Raw genomic sequence first — 20807 nt, forward strand, 5'->3', positions numbered from 1 at the left:
GATATCGAATTAGTAAACTCGCCGCGTTTTGGGCACGTGTCGTATGGACTTTCCGTTGCAGAGCCGTAATGTGTGTCCAAAGTTACACGTGAGACGCTCGAAATTTGCCGAGGGGCGCGCCGAAGAATCGCGAGACCCGGCGGGCGTCATCGAGGAGTGGATGATGGGTGCATTCTCGGCATCTCCGCTGCGCGCATCGGCGCGTGCAGGAGAACCTGCGGCCCCCGGGCTGCGGATGTCGGCAATCCTGGCCCGCGCCGTCGCCTGGCTGATCTTCCTGGGTGGGCTTACCGGCGCGGTACTCGGCATTGCCGGGCTACGCGTCGAAATCACCGTCGCCGGACTGATTCTCGCCTGCACCGCGGGTTTGGTGTTGCTCAAACTTCGGGCCGACGCGCACGCTGGCTAATCTTCCGCGAATTAGGCATTTGCGGCAATTACCCATTCGAATGCTTCGGCTTCGGATCGTGCGCCCTCAATCGTCCGAGACCGGTTGGGCTCACCGAGTTCCGTCAGCAACTCCTCGGAAATCCCCACCAGATCCGACAATACGGACGGGGTGAACCATTCCGGACGGGTAGCGAACAGCAGATCCTCGCTCGAGGTGTTGCCGGAGGCGCCCGGCGCGAACGGGCACCCGCCCAGCCCACCCAGTGAACCGTCCACCACGGCCGCGCCGGCGCCCAGGGCCGCCAGGGAATTCGCGACGCCCATGCCCCAGGTGTCGTGACCGTGAAAAACGATGCGGTGCTGCGGCGTTCCCCAGTGCCCGGTCGCCGCCACCGCGCCGATGAGCGCGCCGACCTGACCCGGATGCGCCTGGCCGAGAGTATCGGCCACCACGATGTCCGCCGACCCCTCGGTGCGCGGATCCGTGGCGATGGCCAAGACCCGCGCGGGATCCACCGGCCCGTCGAACGGGCAGGTGAAAGCCGTTGCGAGGCAGAGCTGAATGCGCCCGCCCGCCTCCGCGGCGAGCCGCACCGCCTCCGGCATGGCGGCCAGGCTGTCCTCGGTGGTGCGGCCGATATTGGCCTTGTTGTGCGCATCCGACACCGAGAAGCAGTACTGGAAATTGCGCACGCCGGCCTCCGCGGCCCGCGCCACGTGCCGGGGTGTGGCCACCCAGACCCAGCAGCGTTCCAGTTCCGCGGGCGTGAGCTGGGCGACCAGCTCGAGGGTATTGGCCATGGGCGGCACCAGATCCGGGCGCGCCATGGATCCGATCTCCAGCTCGGGCACGCCCAGCGCCAGCAGCTGCCGCGCGATCTGGACCTTGCGCTCGGTGGGCAGCACTTTCCCGGTGAGCTGCAGGCCGTCGCGCAGCGTGACATCGCGCAGGGTCATGAGTTCGCCTCCAGGGCATCGATATCGGCGTCGGTCAGGCCGAGCAGGCCGGTGAGCACCTCACGGGTGTGCTCGCCGAGGTCCGGGCCGACATTGCGGATGGGCAGCGATCGGCCGCCGATCACCGGGACGATGCCCGGGAAGCCGACCTCCTTGGGCTCGGGCTCGCCCACGTCCACCCGGAAGGGCTGGATCATATTGCGCGCCCGGTACTGCTCGTCGGAGACGATGTCGGCGGCGGTGTAGATGGGCCCGCACGGAATCGCGGCCGCCTCCAGCACCCGCAGCGCCTCCTCGCGGGTGCGCACCCGCGTCCACTCGGCGATCGAGGCGTCGAGCCGCTCGCGGTGGCGCCAGCGTCCGGCATTGTCCTGCAGCTCCGGATCGGCGGCGAGGTCCGGACGGTCGATGACCTGCATGTACCGCTGGAAGATGGCGTCGCCATTGCCGCCGATGATGATGCTGGTGCCGTCGCTGCACGGATAGGCATTGCTGGGCGCGATGCCCTCCATGCGCCCGCCGACGCGTTCGCGATTGATGCCGTAGGCCAGGTAGTCGGGCACCAGGGATTCCATGACCGACAGAATGGATTCGTTGAGCGCCACGTCGATCACGCGCTGCTCCAAGGGAACCCGCTGCACCCGCTCGCGCTGGAACAGCGCCATCACGGTGCCGAACGCGGCGTAGATCCCGGCAATGGAATCGCCGATGGACACGCCGACCCGCACCGGCGGCCGGTCCGGATCGCCCACGAGTTCGCGCAACCCGCCGACTGCCTCGGCCACCGCCGCGAAGCCCGGCCGCTGCGCGAGCGGACCGGTCTGGCCGTACGCGGAGATGCGGGTGATGACCAGATTCGGATTGGCCTCGTTGAGCGCCTCGGGCCCGAGCCCCCACTTCTTGAGCATCCCGGGCCGGAAGTTCTCCAGCAGCACATCGCACTGCTCGATCAGATCCAGCACGATCCTGCGTCCGGCCTCGGTGCGCAGATCCAGCGTGATGGACTTCTTGTTCCGGTTGACCGTCCGGTACAGCATCGAGGTATCGCCGCCGTAGAGTCGCCAATTCCGCAGCTCATCACCGGTTTTCGGCCGCTCCACCTTGATCACCTCGGCCCCGAAGTCCCCGAGGATCCGCCCGGCCGTCGGCGCGGCCACGTAGTTGCCCAGTTCCAGAACCCGAACGCCGTCGAGCGGCCGAATATCCATGCTCACAGTCTGCACGATGGGCGGTCCCCGAAAACGGCGAAGCCGGTGCGACGGTCGAGAGGACAGTTGCATCGGCGTGCCGATCGCGGAACCTACAACGACTCCACGAAAGTTCGGACCACCCTGTCGGTTCGCGGCCCGTCTCGTTCTGGACTGCGGCTTGATAGACCTCCGCCTCGGAGCGGGGGAGCGAAGCGGAGGAGGGAAGAACGAGACCTTCAGGGCCGCGAACCCGCCCGGAGCGAAGCGGAGGGCAAATCAAACACAGCTTCAGGCGGCGCGGGGTGCGACCTCCTCGATGATCGAGTAGTGCTCGGCATTACCGGTGATGATGGTGCTGGTTTCTCCGTTCACGCCGATCGGGACGTCGCCCGCCAGGGTGATGCGGGTGAGGCGGCGGGGCTGGCCGTCGTAGTCGTCGATGGCGTAGTGCTGGGTGGCGCGGTTGTCCCAGATCGCCACATCGCCGAGCTGCCAGTTCCAGCGGGTGGTGTTCTCCAACCGGGTGACGCGGTTCTGCAGCAGCTGGAACAGGGCCTGCGATTCGGCGGCGGAGAAGCCGACGAAGTTCTTCACGAAATGCCCGAGCAGCAGCGCGCTTTCGCCGGTGACGGGGTGCACGCGCACCACCGGGTGCTCGGTCTCGTAGTAGGTGGACTCGAATTCCTCGCGGTAGGCCTTGATATTGGCCGTCACCTGCGCGTTCTCGCCGCGCGCGACCTCGGTGCGGTCGGCGGCGTAGTCGTAGGCATTGGTATGACGGGCGCGCAGGTTCTCGACGAGGGCCCGCAGTGGCGCGGGCAGCGAGTCGTAGGCCGCCACGGTCGACGCCCAGGTGGTGGAGCCGCCGTAGGGAGGCAGGTGCACCGCGCGCAGGATGGACGCCTTCGGAATCCGGTCCACGAAGGTGACGTCGGTGTGCCAGCTGTTGGCGCGGCCGTACTCGGAGTCGATGGGCAGCGTCTTGACGCCCTTGGAGGTGACGGTCGGGTGCGGGGTGGTCGGCGCGCCCAGCAGCTGCGCGAACTCGTACTGCCCGTCCTCGGTCAGGTGCTCCTGCCCGCGGAAGAAGATGACCTTGTGCTTGTGCAGCGCGTCCTGGATGGCCTGCACGGTCACCGAATCCAGATCGCCGCCCAGTCGCACGCCGTCGATGCGCGCGCCGATCTTGCTGCCCAGCTGCACGACAGTGAGGTTGGATGTTGCGTAATCGACGGACATGCAATGCCTTTCGCCCGATGGAGTCCGGCCCGGATTCGAGCCGTGACCAGCACACCATCGGGGCGTCCGGTGAAACAGGTTCAGGATCAGCCGGATCGAAAGGCTCGTGAGCGAACGCCCGGCGCTACCCGAGGTGTTCGGGCAGAACTACCCGAGGTGTTCGCGGAGATAGGCCAGATCGTCGGCGACACCGTCGGCCGGGGTCTCCAGGATCACCGGCGCTCCGGCCGTGCGGCACACCTCGGCCAGCAACTGCGGGTCGATGGTCCCGTCGGCGAAGTTGGCGTGCCGGTCCGCGCCCGAATCGAAGGCGTCCCGCGAGGAGTTCAGGTGCACCAGGTCGATGCGCCCGGTGATCCCCTTGATCCGCTCCACGATCCCGACCAGTTCCTCACCGCCCGCCCAAGCGTGGCAGGTGTCGAGACAGAACCCGGCCCCGAAGTCGCCGACCGCGTCCCACAGCCGCCCGATATCGTCGAAATACCGTGCCATGGCGTGATTTCCGCCGGCCGTGTTCTCGATGAGGATGGGCACCGCGAATCCGCCCTTGTCCTGCTGCCGCTCGAACAGCTTGCGCCAGTTGACGAATCCCTCGGCCATCTCCTCGTCGGAGCGCACGTGGCCGCCGTGCACGACCAACCCGAAGGCGCCCAGCTCGGCGGCGGCCTTGGCCTGCTGCGCCACCGCGTTGCGCGAGGGCATGCGCAGCCGGTTGTTCAGGCTGGCCACGTTGATCTGATAGGAGGAGTGCACCACCAGGTCGATATCGCTGGCCTTGATCTCCTCGGCCCGCGGGTGGGGTTGGGGCTTGTCCCAGCTCTGCGGATCCACCACGAACATCTGGATGACGTCGGCCCCGAGCTTCTCGCCGAAGCCGATCGGGTCGCTGTCCATTCGGACGTGAGCTCCAATGCGCATGCGGCCAGCGTATCCCCGACCCCCGACAGCGCAGACGGGGTCACCAGCGGCGATAAGCAAACGTTGAGTGTTGCGTTAGCGGACTGCGCGTAGATAGTTCGGTAGGCCGCGAATCGGCTACAGTTTCGGTGTTTTCGGATCGGCCCGAACGATCACGCCGATCGTCTGTGGTACCTCGCGCGCTGGTGGGTCCCGGCACGTGGAATGGGAAGTGGGAGATCGTCATGCTGTCCAACGGTGACGTTTTTGCTGGGTATGTCATCGAACGGCAGCTCGGCCGGGGTGGCATGGGTTCGGTGTACCTGGCCAAGCATCCGCGGCTGCCGCGAATGACGGCGCTCAAGCTGCTGAATCGGGAGATGGTCTTCGACAAGGAGGTCCGCGCCCGCTTCGAGCGTGAGGCCGACCTGGTCGCGCAACTGGACCACCACAATATTGTCACCGTCTACGACCGCGGGCTCGAGGACGGCCAGCTGTGGATCTCCATGCAGTACATCGACGGCATCGACGCCGCCAGCGTGAATCCGCAGACGCTGCCGCCCGAGCGGGCCGTGCAGATCGTCGCCGAGATGGCCGACGCCCTGGATTACGCGCACCGCAACGAGGTGCTGCACCGGGATGTGAAGCCCGCCAATATCCTGCTGGCCCGCTCCACCGGCGGTAAGGGCGAGCGGGTGTACCTGACCGACTTCGGCATCGCGCGGCTGCGCGACGACAGCGGTCACCTGACCCAGACCGGGACGTTCACCGCGACCCTGGCCTACGCCTCGCCCGAGCAGCTGACCGGCTCCGCGCTGGACGGCCGCTCCGACCAGTACTCGCTGGCCTGCACGCTGTTCTGGCTGTTCACCGGGTCCGGTCCGTTCTCGGCGACCAATCCGGCGGCCGTCATCCAGGGGCATCTGCAGAATCCGCCGCCGCCGCTGGGCAGTGCGCGCGCCGGACTGCCGCCGAGCCTGGACATGGTGATCGCCAAGGCCATGGCCAAGCGTCCTGAGGATCGTTTCCCCAGCTGCAGCGACTTCGCGGCGGCCGCCCGTCGCGCCCTGGCCAATCCGAGCGCGCCGGCCATTCCGCTGGTGCAGCGCACGTCGCCGCCGATGCCGGTCATGCCGTACACCGGCGGGCCGAGCCCGGTGGCGCCGTCCCCGACCGGGGGCGCCATGCCGACCGGTATGCCCATGTATACGGGTGGTGCCATGCCGACCGGCAATCCGATGACCGGAGGCTCGTACTCGACCGGGGTGCCGATGACCGGTGCGCCCATGCCGACCGCGGGCCCGCGCCCGCAGACCGCGCCGCCGTCCGCGGCGGTGCCGTATCCGGCTCCGACACAGGTCAATCCGGCTCCGCCCAAGCCGGTCGCCGGTAACTACACCGGGCGCGGGACCAATCAGTACACCCAGCCGCCGTCCTACACCTATCCGAGCCCGGGGCAGCCGCAGCGTCCGCCGGTCGCGCCGGTGGGGGCGCATCGGCCGGCGGCGCCGGCGAAGTCGAACACCGGGCTCATCATCGGCATCGTGCTGGCGGTGGTGGTGCTGCTCATCGTGGTGGTCGCGGTGATCGCGGCGGCGGGCAGCAAGGCCGGTGGCACCAAGGCCGGTGGCGGGCCGGGCAGTGTGGTGAACACCTCGGCGGGCGCGGCGCCCGGGGGCGCCCAGCAGATCGACTGGTCGGTCGCGGCCAAGCAGTTCCCGAAGCTGCTGCCCGCCGTCAAGACCGGCGGCAAGGGTTACAACGGCGCGACCTGCTGGGTGGCCGACTCGCCGGTCTCCTCCGACGCCACCGACGGCACCCCGGACTTCGGCGACTGGAAGGTGCAGTGGCGCTGCTACGGCGGCAGCAACAACAACGACCCCTTCTACCGCATCTTCGCCTACGACTCGGCCGCCACCGTGCAGACCGTTCTGAGCGGTCTGACCCCGGACACCAAGTCGCAGGACGCGAACGGCGGCAAGACCTACACCAACTACCAGCTCACCGACGACAGCCACCCGCGCCTGGTGACCGCCTTCACCGGCGACAACAACCGCGCCCAGTACCTCATGTACACCGACGGCCTCACCGGCAGCCTCGATCCGGTCCTGAAGTGGTGGAAGAACGCCCCCATCAACTGACCGCTCGCTGACCTCGCATATTCGAATCCCGAAGCTGATCAGGCTAGGGTCGGCGCAGTATCTGGTTCGCGGCCCGTCTCGTTCTGGACTGCGGCTCCATAGGCCAGCGCCTTGGAGCGAGACGGGGAGCGAAGCGGAGGAGCGGAGGAGGGACGAACGAGACCCCCAGGGCCGCGAACCCGCCGGAGCGAAGCGGAGGCAAATAGATACAGAAAGGGAAGTTTGTGCTGCGCGCTGGGGAAGTGTTCGCGGGTTACGAGATCGAACGCGAACTCGGCCGTGGCGGCATGGGGTCGGTGTATCTGGCCCGGCACCCCCGTCTTCCTCGGCTGATCGCGTTGAAGCTGCTGAGCCGGGACGTGTTCGGCGATATCGAGATCCGGCGGCGGTTCGAGCGGGAGGGTGATCTCGTCGCGCGGCTGGATCACCCCAATATCGTGCCGGTCTACGACCGCGGCATCGACGACGCGCAGCCGTGGATCGCCATGCGCTACATCGACGGTCCCGACGCGTCCCAGCTGGAGGCCGCGAATCTGCCACCGCGCCAGGCGATCCGGATCATCGCCGAGACCGCGCGTGCCCTGGATTTCGCGCATCGCCGCGGCGTGCTGCACCGGGATGTGAAGCCCGCCAACATCCTGCTCGAACGGCTGGACGGCGAGGAGCGAGTGTTCCTGGCGGACTTCGGCATTGCCCGCCTGCGCGATGACGCCACCAAGCTGACCCAGACCGGCTCGTTCACCGCGACGCTGACCTATGCCTCCCCGGAGCAGCTCTCGGGTCAGCCGCTGGATCCGCGCTCGGATCAGTATTCGCTGGCCTGCACGCTGTTCCGGTTGCTGACCGGGGATGTGCCGTTCGCCGCCGAGCATCCGGTGGGCATCATCCACGGTCACCTCAATCAGGCGCCGCCGCCGGTCAGCGCGCTGCGGGCCGGACTGCCGCAGGCGCTCGACGCCGTGCTGGCCCGCGCGCTCGCCAAACACCCTGAGGGACGGTTCGATTCGTGCGGCGAGTTCGCCGCGGCGGCCCAGCAGGCGCTGGAGAATCCGGCCGGGGCCACCGTGGTGGCGCACTCGCCGTTCGCTGCGCAGTCCGGCGGATCACCGGCGGCGCCAGGGCAATTCGGTCCCGCGCCGACGACCCCGTACGGTGTCGATCCGAATCCCGTTCCCGGACAGCAGCCGCCCGCGACCATGCGCTACACCGCCCAGGCGCCGGCGCCCGCACCGCCCGCGCCGCGTCCGGCGCCGCCGCGGAAGAAGCGGTCGAAACTGCGGGGCTGCCTGCTGGGTGCGGCGGCCGTCGTGGTGCTGCCGCTGGTGGCGGTCGGCGGGTGTCTGGCCGCGCTGGATCGGAGTGGGACCTCGCACACCCCGGCGACCACTTCCGCGGCGCCCACGCCGACCACCGACGACGAGCCGGCCCCGACCGAGACCACCGATCCCGCCGCCGGTATCCCGGAGCATTCCGGCACCGACGCGCAGGTGCTCAGCCAGCGCTTCCCGCAGATGCTGCCGCAGTCCGACCCGAACGCCGACTCGAACTCCGGCACCGGCTACCAGGGCGCGGCCTGCGCGACCTACCAGCATTCCGCGCCCCCGCCCGACACCGGATCCGGCGATCCCGACCTGGGCAGCTGGGCGGTGGCCTGGAACTGTGCGGGCGGCGTCGGCCACCCGAGCTACCGCTTCGTCATGTACCGGTCGGCCGCCGACGCCGAGGACGCCCTGAACACGCTGTCCGGGTTCTCCCGGTCCGACGTCAAGGTGCGCGGCAACCTGTACACGAACTACCAGCTCAGCGACAGCGCCCTGCTGCGTCCGCGCCTGGTGACGGAGTTCCACTCCCAGGACGGCAAGCACGCTTTCCTGATGTACAGCACCGGTTTCCTCGCCACCGACGACCAGCTGCTGGATTGGTGGCGGTCCGCCCCCATCAATTGAGGGCTGTTCGACGCGGGTGTTCGTGTGGAGTCTGTGAGGACATCGGCATCGGGGACATCCCGGATGGCGTCCATCCCACAACCTAGACACACTGGACAGCATGACTTCGAACGTCTCGGAATCCGCCACGCTCGCGCAGAGCACGGCCGCGGTCGCCGCCCGAGCGACCGATCTTGTGAAGATCTACGGATCGGGCGACACACAGGTACGTGCACTGGACGGGGTGACGGCCGAGTTCGCGAAGGGCGAGTTCACCGCCATCATGGGGCCCTCGGGCTCGGGCAAGTCGACCCTCATGCACTGCCTGGCCGGTCTCGACGCCGCCACCGCCGGCACGGTCCACATCGGTGACACCGATCTGACCAAGCTCTCGGACAAGCAGATGACCACGCTGCGCCGCGACCGCATCGGCTTCGTCTTCCAGGCGTTCAACCTGGTCCCCACGCTGACCGCGCTGGAGAACATCACGCTGCCGCTGGACATCGCGAACCGCAAGACCGACGAGGAGTGGCTGGCGACGGTGATCAAGCGGCTGGGCCTGGGCGATCGGCTCACCCACCGGCCCGCCGAGCTGTCGGGCGGTCAGCAGCAGCGCGTGGCCTGTGCTCGCGCGCTGGCGGGCAAGCCGGACATCATCTTCGGTGACGAGCCGACCGGCAATCTGGACTCGCACTCCTCCGGGGAGGTGCTCAACATCCTGCGGGCGGCGGTCAACGAGTTCGGGCAGACGGTGGTGATCGTGACCCACGAACCACACGCGGCCTCGTACGCCGACCGGGTCGTCTTCCTCGCCGACGGCCAGATCGTGGACGAATTGCGGGAGCCCACCGCCGATTCCGTGCTCGACAAGATGAAGTCGCTGGACACGAAGCGCGAGGAGGCGGAGCGCTGATGGCTGCCTCCCCGATGCGCAAGGTCGCCTTGCGCAATCTCGCCGCGCACAAGGTGCGCCTGGTGCTGACCGTGCTGTCGGTGGTGCTCGGAACCGCCTTCATCTCAGGGTCTTTCATCTTCACCGACACGCTGTCGAGCACCTTCGACAGCATCTTCGCCGCCCAGGCCAAGGGCGTGGACGTGCGGGTGCAGCCCAAGGAGCAGCAGTCGCTCGGTGTGCCGAACGACGTGGTGGACAAGCTCTCCCACCTGGACGGCGTCAAGACCGTCGCGCCCAGCGTCAACGGCCCGGTGGTGCTGCTGAAGGACGGGCACGCCGTACAGACCGGTGGCGCACCGAGTTTCGGGCAGTCGTATCTGCCGCCGGGCCGGTCGGTGGCCGAGCCGGACAAGTTCATCGACGGCGTGCCGCCCGCCCAGCCGGGTCAGGTCGCCATCAACAGGGGCGGTGCGGAGCGGGCCGGGCTGAAGGTCGGCGACCACACCACGGTGCTGGTGCCGTCCAAGGGCAATATCGACGTCACCATCTCCGGCATCTACGACATCGACGCCTCCAATACCGGCGGGTTCGTCGCGCTGCAGTTCGAGGACGCGCAGGCTCGCCAGCTGTTCACCGACGGCCTGCACGTGGCGTACGTGGACATCGCGGCCCAGCCCGGGTTGAAGGCCGATGATCTGCGCGATCGGATCAAGGCGGCGCTGCCCGACTACAAGGTGCAGGACGCCCAGCAGGTGCGTGACGACTTCAAGGCGCAGCTCGGCAATGCGCTGAAGTTCATCAACTACTTCCTGCTGGCGTTCGGGTCCATCGCATTGCTGGTGGGCACGTTCATCATCTACAACACCTTCTCCATGCTGGTGGCGCAGCGGCTGCGCGAGCTGGCGCTGCTGCGCGCCGTCGGCGCGAGCCGCGGGCAGATCTCGCGGTCGGTGGTGGGGGAGTCGCTGATCGTCGGATTGATCGGCAGCACACTGGGTCTGGCGGCGGGCGTCGGCCTGGCGTTCGGCCTGTCCGGGCTGCTGAATGCCTTCAAACTGGGGCTGCCCACCGGCACCATGTCGCTGGAGTCGCGCACCGTGTTCGTTGCCCTCGGCGTCGGCACCGTGGTCACGGTGCTCAGTGCGTACGCGCCGGCGCGGCGGGCGGCCAAGGTGCCGCCGGTGGAGGCGATGCGCTCGGAGTCCAACTCGGCCGGAGAGTCGTTGCGGCTGCGCACCATTATCGGCGCGGTGCTGGCGGTGGCCGGCGCGGTGCTGGTGGTGCTGGGTGCGCGCGGCACCGGCGGCAGCGCGGCGACGGTGGTCGGAATCGGCGCTGCCGCACTGATTTTCGCGGTGCTGTTCGCCTCCCCCGCGTTGTCTCGACCGGTGGTGACCGGGTTGGGTGTGCTGGTGCGGCCGTTCGGTCCGGTCGGAAGGATGGCGCGCAACAACGCGATTCGCAATCCGCGCCGGACCGCCGCGACGGCTTTCGCGCTGACCCTGGGCCTGATGCTGGTGTCCGCCATCGGCATGCTCGGCTCCTCGGCCAAGGCCAGCGTGAGCGACCTGGTCGACAAGGGCGTGAAGGCCGACTACATCCTGGCCGGGCCGCCCGGCGGCATCATCGGCGTCCCGCTGGCCGCCACCGCCACCGTCGCGCAGCTGCCGCAGGTCAAGGACGTGGTGGCCTTCCACGGTGTCGCCCTGCGGGTCGACGGCAAGCAGGTGATCGGCACCGCGCCCGAGGGGCCGATGGCCAAGGTGCTCAACTACACCGTGGAGCAGGGCACCGACCAGCTCGGCGACGACGACATCATGGTGTCGGAAACCTATGCCTCCGACCATGATTGGAAGCTCGGCGAGAGCGTCGAGATCTCCAGCATGGACTACAAGAAGTTCAAGGTCACCGTCGCGGGCATCTACAAGGACACCCAGCTGCTGCAGAACATGGTCACCCCCATGGCCCTGTACCAGAAGACGGTCCCGGTCAGCTACCAGTCCAGCTTCCTGGTCCTGGTCGCCGCCCAGCCCGGCGCCGACCTCCCCGCCATGCGCAAGAACCTGGAGAAGGCCACCGAGCAGTACGTCATCGTCCAGGTCCTGGACCGCAACGACTTCAAGGGCGCCCAGGGCAAACAGATCGACACCCTGCTGGCCATCCTCTACGGCCTGCTGGCGCTGGCGGTGGTCATCGCCATCCTCGGCATCGTCAACACGCTGGCCCTGTCGGTGGTGGAGCGCCGCCGCGAAATCGGCATGCTCCGCGCGGTGGGCATGCAGCGGGCCCAGGTCCGCCGCAGCATCTACCTCGAATCCATGCTCATCGCCATCTTCGGCGCGGTGGTAGGCGTCTTCCTCGGCCTCGCGCTCGGGGTAGGCTTCCTCAAAACCCTTGCCGACCTGGGCATTGCCACCATCGCCGTGCCCTGGGCCCAAATCGTGTTCATGCTCCTCGCCTCCGGCGTGGTCGGCGTCCTCGCCGCCCTCTGGCCCGCCGTGCGAGCCGCCCGCACACCCCCACTGGCCGCCATCGCCGACCTGTAAGCACTCCGGACCGATCTGGGCCCCTCGGGATTTCGATCCCGAGGGGCCCATTTCGTCTCCGCCGCCGCGGCCTCGCAGCCGGGGCTGAGACGAGTTGTCATCGGGCGTTCACCCCGCGCGCCCGCAGAAGTCAGATTTGCTGCCTACTGTCAGCCGCCATGTTTGCTGTGGCCGGGGAGGGACTCGGGACGCGGGTCGTCCTGGAGGAACTGAGCCGTACCTATTCGGACGGGACCGGTTTGCTGCCCACCGATCTGGTGATCGAACCCGGGGAGTTCGTGTCGGTGCTGGGGCCGTCCGGGTGTGGGAAGTCCACGCTGTTGCGGCTGCTGGCGGGGTTGGATCGGCCGCAGCAGGGGCGGATTCGGCTCGGCGACGAGGTGGTCTGCGACGTCGGGCGGGGGGATTTCGTGCCGCCGCGGCGCAGGCGTCTGGGGATGGTGTTCCAGGATCTGGCGCTGTGGCCGCATCTGACTGTCGCGGCGAATGTCGCGTTCCCGCTGCGGGTTACCGGCGTCGCGCGCGCCGAGGCGGGGCAGCGGGTGGCCGAGGCGCTGGCGCGGGTCGAGCTGGCCGCGGCGGCGGAGAAGATGCCGCATCAGTTGTCCGGCGGGCAGCAGCAGCGGGTCGCCATCGCCCGGGCGCTGGTGGCGCGGCCGAGCCTGCTGCTGATGGACGAGCCGCTGTCGGCGCTGGACGCGGCGCTGCGGGAGCAGCTGCGCACCGAGATTCGCTCGCTGACCACGGAATTGGGTCTCACCACGGTATTCGTCACCCACGATCAGGCGGAGGCGTTGAGCATGTCCGACCGCATCGTGGTGATGCGGGCCGGGCGCGTGCTGCAGCACGGTAGTCCGGAGGAGCTGTATCACCGGCCCGCCGATCTGTTCGTGGCCGAGTTCGTCGGCACCTTCAATCCGCTGCCGTCCGGTGGCGGTGTGCGTGCCGAGGCCGTGCGGGTCCTCGGCGACATGCTCGCCGCGCCCGACGAAGTGACCGTGTCGGGGACGGTCCGGTCGTCCGTCTTCACCGGTGGCGCATACCAGTTGCGCTGCGCGGTCGACGGCGTCGATCGGCTCTGGACGGTTCCGGACCGGCGCGCGCACGCGGCCGGGACCGAACTGCGGCTGGCGGTGCGGGCGGACGACGTCGTCACCCCCGCCGCCTGAAACCGTTCTCCACCAGGCTTTTTCGAAAGGAATCCTCGAAATGTCGATGTCCCGTCGCGCTTTCGCCGCGGCCACGCTCGCGTCGGCGCTCGTGCTCGCCGGTTGCGGTTCGGCCGCCGACGACACCGCGAAGACCGCGGTCACCAGCACCTGGACCGCCCCGGCGGGCCTGTCGGGCGAACTCACCCTGTACTCGGCCAACCCGCAGGAACTCACCGACGACCTGGTCGCAGCGTTCACCAAGGCGTCCGGCGTGAAGGTGAACGTCTTCGCCGGTGAGACCGGCAAGATCACCGCGAAACTCGATGCCGAATGGGCGAATCCGCAGGCCGATATCGCCTACCTGGCCTCCTGGACCCCGGCCGCGAAGTACGCCGCCGACGGCCGCACCCTGCCCTACCGTCCGGCCGGATCCGACCAGATCCGCGCCGGCTGGGCCGGCAAGGACGACGCCTTCGTCGGCCGCGACGGTTCGGCGCTGACGCTGGTGGTCAATACCAAGGCCACCACCGCCCGCCCGCAGGACTGGGCCGATCTGGCCGGGCCGGACTACAAGGGCAAGGTGATCATGCCCGACCCACGCGAATCCGGCACCGCCCGTGACCTGATCGCCGCCATGGTCGCGGCCTGGGGCAAGGACAAGACCTGGGAGCTGTTCGACAAGCTCTTCGCCAACGGCATGGTGGTGTACGGGGCGAACGGCCCGGCCCTCGACGATGTCACCGCCGGATCGCACGCCGTGATCCTGGGCGGTGTCGACTACTCCGCCTACGACGCCATCGCCAAGGGCGAACCGCTGCAGGTGATCTCGCCCTCCTCGGGCACCACCATCACCCCGCGCCCGGTGCTCGTGCTGAAGACCGCCAAGAACCCGGCCGCGGCGAAGGCGTTCCTGGACTTCATGTTCGCCCAGCAGGGTCAGCAGATCTCGGCCGCGCACAAGATGATTCCGGCGCGGCCCGAGGTGTCCGTCGCCGACGGCACCCGCAAATACGAGGACGTCAAGCAGCTTTCGTTCACCTGGGACCAGGTGAAGAGCAGTGGCAGCGACGTACTCGCCGAATTCACCAAGCGCTATCTGGGCGCGGCGTGACCGCACGCCTCGACGAGGCCCCACCCGGTCGCGCGGCCACCCGCCCGCGCAGCGGCGGTGGGGTCTACGCCCTGCTGGCGCTGCTGCTGGTCGGTGTGGCCGCGCCGCTGGTGGCGGTGCTCATCCAGGCGGTGACCGGCTACGACGGGCGGCCGTCCGCGCTCGGGCAGCTCACCGAATCGGCGAATCTGCGGATCGTCGGCAATACGGTGCTGCTGGGTGTGCTGGTCGTGGTCATCGCCACCGTGATGGCCGCGCCGCTCGCCTTCCTCATGTCGTGGACGCCGCTGCGGCGGCACCGGTGGATCGACATCGCCGTCATGGTCCCGTTCCTCACCCCGCCGTACGTGGCGGCCATGGCGTGGCTGGACTTCGCCCGCGTCAACGGTCTCGCCGAACGGTGGTTCGGGCCGTTCGGCGCGGGGTTGCGCGCGGTGGTGGAAACCCCGGTCGGCATGGCGGCCATCATGGCGTGCGAAATCTTCACCTTCCTGTACCTGCTGCTGCGCAACCGGCTCGACACCATCCCCGCCAGCGCGGATGAAATGGCCGCGGTGGCAGGGGCATCCGCCGGACAGCGGCTGCGGCTGGTGCTGGCCCCGCTGCTGACACCCGCCTATGCGCTGGGCGCGCTGATCGTGTTCATCCGCGCCGCGGGCGAATTCGGCACGCCGGTCACGCTCGGCAATCAGATCGGCTTCCCGGTGCTGGTGTCGGAGATCTACGGGAACGTCACCATCGACCCGCTGAATTTCCCACGGGCCGCCGCATTGTCGAGCCTGCTGCTGGCGATGGGCATGACCGTGTGGGGGTTGCAGCAGTGGGTGAGCCGCCGCGATATCGGGTTCGGCGGCCGCGCCGCGCGCCGCGCCACCGTCGGGACCGGTCGCTGGACCGCGGCCGCGCTGCTGTGGCCGGGCCTGGTGCTGCTGGTGTCGGTGGTGGTGCCGTATATCGCGATCCTGCTGGGCGCCATGACCATTCTGCGGTCCAAGCCGCCGACGCCGGACAATCTCACCTTCGATTACTTCGCGCGGGTACTGCGTCCGGGCCGGGGGCTGGAGGCGCTGCAGAACAGCGTGGTGCTGGCCTTCATCGCGGCCACCGTGACGACCGTGCTGGCCGTCGCCTGCGCCCTGGTGATCGTCCGGCGCGGCCGGGATGCCGTGCCGCGGGCGCGATCCGCGGCCCGCCGGGGCGTCGACCTGCTCGGTATCGCGCCCGACACCGTGCCCACCATCGTGCTGGTCATCGGCTTCATCTTCTTCTGGAACGCACCCTGGCTGCCGGTCACGCCGTACAACACGCGCGCGATGGTGGTGCTCGCCTATGTGGTCATCACCCTGCCCATGGCGTTGCAGCAGGTGAAGACCGCCTATGCCGCCATCGACGACACCCTGCTGGAGGCCGCGGCCGCCGCGGGCGCGGACACCTGGCAGATCCTGCGCCGCATCACGATTCCGCTGCTCGTCCCCGGCATCGTCGCGGGCTGGCTGTTGGCGTTCCTGCTCGGTGTGCGCGAGGTTGTCGCGTCCTCGATGGTGCGGCCGTCCTCGCTGCCGCTGCTGTCGCCGTGGATTCTCGGCCAATTCGATCAGGGCCACCGTGCCGAGGCCATGGCCATGACGGTGATCGGCGTGCTCAGCTCGACCGTTGTCCTGGTGGTCCTGGAGTGGTGGCGGCGCCGCCTCACCGACCGGTCCACCCGATGATCCGGCTGGCACACGTCTCCGACGTCCACCTGGGCGCCCGCCTGCGGGCGGTCCCGGACTATCCCGGATGCCCCGCCATCGATCCGGTCGAGGACGCCTACGCCGCGTTCGACGCTCTCCTGCAACGGATTCGCGACGAGCACTACGACGGCGTCCTCCTCGCCGGCGACCTCTTCGACCGGCACGAGGCCACCCCTCGCGCCCTCGCCACCGCCGAACAGGCGCTGGCCGACCTGCACGATGCGGGCATCCCCGTGGCCCTCATCTGGGGCAACCACGACGCCGAATCTCCGCTCCCGCAACGGCTCCGGCTACCACCCACGACCTGGCTCGCCCCCGCCGACTACCCTGCCACCCACTACTGGCCCGACCTCGGCGTCGCCCTGCACGCCCAATCCATCGCCGCCCGCGACGACCTCCGCGACCTCGCCGCCGGCTACCCCACGCCCCTCGCCGCCGCGACCAACATCGCCCTTCTCCATACCAGCCTCACCGGTCGACACAGCCGCCGCGCCTGCGCCCCGACCACTCTCGCCAGCCTGGCCGCGCATGGCTACGACCACTGGGCGCTGGGCCACGTCCACCAGCGCACCCATCTCGGCCCGGCCTCGTACGCGGGAAGCCCCCATCCCGCCCGCAAGTCCGAGACGGGCCCGCGTGGTTTCCTCGAACTGCGCCTGTCCGGCACCCTCACCACCCACCCCGTCGACACCTCACCGGTCATCCGCGAACCTCTCACCGCCACAACAGAAGGCGACATCTGGAAGCAGTTCGACAACTATCCGACGGCCGCCCGTCTCGTGATCTGGACCCTGGACGCCCCCGCGCACCTCCTCGCCCCCGCCCGCGCCGCAGCCCGCAACTACCCCAACTTCGCAGTGGCACTTCCATGATCAGCCGGGCTACACGGTCGGTGGAGTTGTCAGGCGCCGAAGTCGGCGCGGTGGTCTTCGGCCCACTCGGCGAGGGTGCGTCCGGGCTTGCCGGTCACCTCGGTGGCGGGACGTACCCGGTCGGGGGTGGTGAGGGTGTCGCTCCAGTAGTCGAGCAGCATCTTCATGATCGGCTCGGGGATGAATTGCGCTGTCTCGGAGCGGAATTCGTCGGCGGTGATCTCGATCAGCGGGATCTCCCGGCCGAGTACGGCGCTGAGCGTGGCGACCTGCTCGGTGCGGGTGAGCGCCTGCGGGCCGGTGATCGGGATGATCCGGCCGATGTGCTCGTCGGACAGCAGCGTCTCGGCCGCGGCCTCGGCGACGTCGAATTCGTGGATCGGGGCCTGAGCGGACGCCAGGTACGGTGCCCGGATCGGCGCACCCGAGCTGATCTGCCACCGCCATTCGAGCAGGTTGTTGGCAAAGGTGCCGGGGCGCAGGATCGCCCACCCGTCGGTGCGCTCGGTGACGGCGGCTTCCACGGCACTGTGGTGCAGCCGGCTCGCCGAGCCGTGGTCGCGGGGGAATTCCATCGCCGCGGCCAGCGAGGACAGGACCGTGAAGCGTTGCACGCCGGCGGCGACAGCCGCGTCCATGAAAACGTCGACACCCCGCGCCGGGAACACGAAGGCGCGATCAACACCTTCGAACACCTGCGAGCCGAGGGTCGACGCCTCAGCCAGATCACCGGCGACGGCCTCGACCCCCTCGGGCAGGTTCGCGTCCTCGGGCTTACGGGTCAGCGCGCGGACCGCGACGCCGCGAGCGAGGAGGGTGGCCACGAGGTGGCGGCCGACGGCGCCGGTCGCTCCGGTGACGAGGACGGTCGGGCGGGAGTTGCGAATCTCTGTGCTGCTCATGACATGAATATTTCCGATAAAGCCCACCCCGCCACATCACGAGAATTCGTTATTTACCGCGGCATTCACTCGGTGGGTTGCCGTTGCGTCAGGCCAGGATCATCGGGCAGATCCAGCGGGTGGCGAACGCGTGGAGCTCGTGCTCGGTGGCCAGGTGCGGCGGCGAGATCAATTGTCCTGCATTCGATCAGGAAATGCGGGAGCGGTTTCGGGCATGGTCGTCTGCGCGAGCACGGCGCCGATCAGCATGATCACCGCCCCGACTATCTGTGCCGGTCCGAGCGATTGGCCGAGCAGCAGCCAGGCCAGGACGGCGGCGACCAGCGGTTCCACCACGGCCAGCACGCTGGCCGGAGCCGAGGGCAGGTCGCGGAGGGCTCGGAGTCCGGCCAGATAGGGCAGCACGGTGCCGGCGACGGCCAGGGTCAGCACGAGCAGCCACACCGGAGCCTGCAGGCCGCCCAATACAGCAGGGGCTGTGAGTAAGTGGGTGGGTAGCGTCCACGGCGGAGTGAACATTGCCACCACTACCGCGCCGATGGTCAATCCGAGGGCAGTCAGCCCGGCCGGGTCGTGCCTGCCGGCACCGTGCTCGCCGAGCAGGAAGTATCCGGCCGAGCAGATCGCCGAGCCCACACCGGCGGCGATACCGAGCATGGTCAGGTGGGCGCTCTGCCAGAGCTGTGCGACCAGGGCCAAGCCGGTCAGCGCCAATCCGACGCCCAGCCAAACCGGCGCGGGCAGCCGAGTGTGCCGTGCCGTCTGCATCCACAGCGCGACCAGCACGGGCGCGAGATTGACCAGCACCATCGCTACTGCGACTGGAATCCGGGCCACCGCAACGAAGAACAACAGTTGCACCCCGGCGACGCCGATCGCCCCATAGCCGAGCAGTAACCACAGGTCGGCACGGCGGAACCGCAGCGCCCGCGGCCGCAATACGGCAACGACCGGGACGAGGAGTATCGCGGCCAACGTGATCCGAACCGAAGTCACCGCCGCCGGGGACCAGCCCGTCGCCATCACCGCCTTGGCCACCGGCCCGGAACTCGCGAACAGTGCCCATGAGGTCAGAGCCCACCCGGTCGCCTGGACTCGGATCGGAGGCCGCCCAACCCTTTCCGTCGTCGCCATCGCTGCAGTCTGACCGCGTGATCGCCCACCTGACCACAGAATTTCCGGCGTGCGTCATCGAAGCCGGCCGCTGCGACGCCTACCGGCGTGGTCGTTGCTCGGCCGATGGCACATCGCCGTCGGGCGGGCGGTGCCTGGCTGTGGTGGAACCCGGTTGACCGCCAGGGCTGGTTCAGAGGGTGATGTGGAAGGGCTTGTCGCCCAGGACGTTGTCGGGGGTCAAGGCGTCGGCGAAGGCGAGGGTGACGACTGTGTCCGGGTGTTGCGGGGCGTCGGCCTTGGACTTACTGCTCTTGATGATCACCGCGATCACGATGATGACGATGACCAGCACCGTCACGATGGCGGCGATCAGCCAGGCCGTCGTGTTCGAATTGCGTTGCGGGGGAGCGTAGGTCGGGGGTGGATTGGTGCGCGGGGCGTAGGCCTGCGGTTGGTTGTACGACGAGGCCGGGGCCACCGCCGGATTCGAAAAGGTTTGCGGCGCGGGCTGATTCGGGTACGCCGGGGTCGATACCTGCTGATTCGGAATCGGCTGGTTGGGGAAGGACGGGTTCGACGTGGGCGGGACCGGGTACGCGGGGCCCGGGCTGGGGTAGGACGGGGCCTGGTTCGGATAGGACGGGCCCGGGCCCACGAGCGGGCGCGGCGTCGACGGTGTCGGATTGGGCGGCTGCTGGATCACCGGCTGTGGCCGGACAGGAGTCGGCGGGCGCGGGGCGACGACGGGCTGCGGACGCGCGGGGGTCGGCGGGCGCGGGGGCGCGGCGGTGCGGGGCGCCTGGAGGGCGCGTTCGGCGGCGGCGGCGAATTCGACGCAGGAGCGGTATCGGTCGGCCGGCCGCTTGGAGAGCGCCTTGGTGAGGACCGCGTCGATGGTGCGCGGCAGCGCCTGGCGGAGCGGGCTCGCCGGCGGCGGGGGCTGCTGGAGATGGCCGCGAATGACCGCGGCGGGGCTGGTGCCCTCGAACGGGACTGTGCCGGTGAGGAGTTGGAAGAGCGTGCAGGCCAGGGAGTACTGGTCGGAGCGGCCGTCGAGGGACGCGCCGGTCAACTGTTCGGGCGAGGCGTAGGCGAGCGTGGCGGTGACCGTGCCGGTCTGGGTGAGGTGGCCGGTGTCGTCGCGCAGGCGGGCGATGCCGAAGTCGGTCAGGTAGACGCGTTCGCCGGAGCCGGTCTTGGACGACGAGCGGGCCAGCAGGATATTGGCCGGCTTCACATCGCGGTGCAGGACACCCAGGCCGTGCGCGTAGTCGAGCGCCTTGGCGGTCTCGCCGATGATCTGGGCCGCGCGCAGCGGCGGCAGCGTGCCGGGGGTGATCGAGGAGGCGTTGATCCCGTCGATGTACTGCATGGAGATCCACAGCTGCTCGCCCTCGTCACCGCGGTCGTACACGGTGACGATATTCGGGTGGTCCAGCCGGGCGACCAGATCCGCCTCGCGGATGAAGCGGGCGCGAATCTCGTCGTCGGCGAACATTTCCTGATTCAGCAGCTTCAGCGCCGTCATGCGTGGCAGCCGCGGATGCTTGGCCAGATACACCGAGCCCATACCGCCGCGACCGAGCTCGCGTTCGATGACGTAACCGGCGAACACATCACCAGAGCGCAATTCAGCCCCCGTTTCCACGAGTCAAATCCGCAGGGCAGCCTATCAGTGTCCGATGCTGCCCCATTGTCGCCGACGTAACACCCGAGACAGCGTGACCGGGGACGACGAGCGC

Annotated in this window: 16 protein-coding genes; 9 read left to right on the forward strand and 7 right to left on the reverse strand. The window is 68.9% G+C overall.

Annotation, left to right across the window (positions count from 1 at the left end):
* Positions 1-163: 163 nt before the first annotated feature.
* Positions 164-409, forward strand: coding sequence for a hypothetical protein (locus ABZV44_RS09610; RefSeq protein WP_354833831.1), 246 nt, complete (start codon positions 164-166; stop codon positions 407-409).
* Between the two features lie 11 nt (positions 410-420).
* Here the strand turns inward: ABZV44_RS09610 and ABZV44_RS09615 are convergent, their stop codons facing one another.
* The 4 genes from ABZV44_RS09615 to ABZV44_RS09630 all read right to left on the reverse strand — a co-directional run bounded on the left by ABZV44_RS09615 (position 421) and on the right by ABZV44_RS09630 (position 4694).
* On the reverse strand, positions 421-1347 hold the full coding sequence (locus tag ABZV44_RS09615) for a hydroxymethylglutaryl-CoA lyase (RefSeq protein WP_354833833.1): 927 nt from the start codon (positions 1345-1347) through the stop codon (positions 421-423).
* The gene (locus tag ABZV44_RS09620; protein WP_354833835.1) at positions 1344-2555 is read right to left on the reverse strand and encodes a CaiB/BaiF CoA-transferase family protein; all 1212 of its coding nucleotides are present in this window, start codon (positions 2553-2555) and stop codon (positions 1344-1346) included. The genes ABZV44_RS09615 and ABZV44_RS09620 overlap by 4 nt, the downstream gene beginning before the upstream one ends.
* A gap of 270 nt (positions 2556-2825) precedes the next feature.
* Positions 2826-3776, reverse strand: a complete 951-nt coding sequence (locus ABZV44_RS09625) for a TauD/TfdA family dioxygenase (RefSeq protein ID WP_354833837.1) — start codon at positions 3774-3776, stop codon at positions 2826-2828.
* Between the two features lie 147 nt (positions 3777-3923).
* Positions 3924-4694, reverse strand: coding sequence for a deoxyribonuclease IV (locus ABZV44_RS09630; RefSeq protein ID WP_354833838.1), 771 nt, complete (start codon positions 4692-4694; stop codon positions 3924-3926).
* A 224-nt stretch (positions 4695-4918) separates the two neighbouring features.
* On the opposite strand from ABZV44_RS09630, the gene ABZV44_RS09635 reads away from it, so the two are divergent.
* The 8 genes from ABZV44_RS09635 (at position 4919) to ABZV44_RS09670 (ending at position 17047) form a co-directional block, all read left to right on the forward strand.
* A complete protein-coding gene (locus tag ABZV44_RS09635) occupies positions 4919-6814 on the forward strand; it encodes a protein kinase (RefSeq protein WP_354833840.1) in 1896 nt (631 codons plus the stop codon).
* 224 nt (positions 6815-7038) lie between these two features.
* A complete protein-coding gene (locus tag ABZV44_RS09640; protein ID WP_354833842.1) occupies positions 7039-8760 on the forward strand; it encodes a serine/threonine-protein kinase in 1722 nt (573 codons plus the stop codon).
* Between the two features lie 100 nt (positions 8761-8860).
* A complete protein-coding gene (locus tag ABZV44_RS09645; RefSeq protein ID WP_354833844.1) occupies positions 8861-9652 on the forward strand; it encodes an ABC transporter ATP-binding protein in 792 nt (263 codons plus the stop codon).
* Positions 9652-12180, forward strand: a complete 2529-nt coding sequence (locus tag ABZV44_RS09650) for an FtsX-like permease family protein (RefSeq protein ID WP_354833846.1) — start codon at positions 9652-9654, stop codon at positions 12178-12180. The genes ABZV44_RS09645 and ABZV44_RS09650 overlap by 1 nt, the downstream gene beginning before the upstream one ends.
* A gap of 158 nt (positions 12181-12338) precedes the next feature.
* Positions 12339-13349, forward strand: coding sequence for an ABC transporter ATP-binding protein (locus ABZV44_RS09655; RefSeq protein WP_354833848.1), 1011 nt, complete (start codon positions 12339-12341; stop codon positions 13347-13349).
* Positions 13350-13389: 40 nt separating this feature from the next.
* Positions 13390-14442: an extracellular solute-binding protein gene (locus ABZV44_RS09660; protein WP_354833850.1), complete on the forward strand. Its 1053-nt coding sequence runs from the start codon at positions 13390-13392 to the stop codon at positions 14440-14442.
* The gene (locus tag ABZV44_RS09665; RefSeq protein WP_354833852.1) at positions 14439-16154 is read left to right on the forward strand and encodes an ABC transporter permease subunit; all 1716 of its coding nucleotides are present in this window, start codon (positions 14439-14441) and stop codon (positions 16152-16154) included. The genes ABZV44_RS09660 and ABZV44_RS09665 overlap by 4 nt, the downstream gene beginning before the upstream one ends.
* Positions 16151-17047, forward strand: a complete 897-nt coding sequence (locus ABZV44_RS09670) for a DNA repair exonuclease (RefSeq protein WP_354833854.1) — start codon at positions 16151-16153, stop codon at positions 17045-17047. The genes ABZV44_RS09665 and ABZV44_RS09670 overlap by 4 nt, the downstream gene beginning before the upstream one ends.
* A 29-nt stretch (positions 17048-17076) precedes the next feature.
* Here the strand turns inward: ABZV44_RS09670 and ABZV44_RS09675 are convergent, their stop codons facing one another.
* The 3 genes from ABZV44_RS09675 to ABZV44_RS09685 all read right to left on the reverse strand — a co-directional run bounded on the left by ABZV44_RS09675 (position 17077) and on the right by ABZV44_RS09685 (position 20713).
* Entirely contained in the window at positions 17077-17949 is an 873-nt protein-coding gene (locus ABZV44_RS09675; RefSeq protein WP_354833856.1) for an NAD(P)H-binding protein, read from the reverse strand.
* 168 nt (positions 17950-18117) lie between these two features.
* Positions 18118-19083: an EamA family transporter gene (locus ABZV44_RS09680; protein WP_354833858.1), complete on the reverse strand. Its 966-nt coding sequence runs from the start codon at positions 19081-19083 to the stop codon at positions 18118-18120.
* Between the two features lie 172 nt (positions 19084-19255).
* The gene (locus ABZV44_RS09685) at positions 19256-20713 is read right to left on the reverse strand and encodes a protein kinase (RefSeq protein WP_354833860.1); all 1458 of its coding nucleotides are present in this window, start codon (positions 20711-20713) and stop codon (positions 19256-19258) included.
* Positions 20714-20807: the final 94 nt, after the last annotated feature.

Source organism: Nocardia sp. NPDC004860 (genome assembly GCF_040609015.1).
In the GTDB taxonomy this organism is placed as follows: Bacteria; Actinomycetota; Actinomycetes; order Mycobacteriales; family Mycobacteriaceae; genus Nocardia.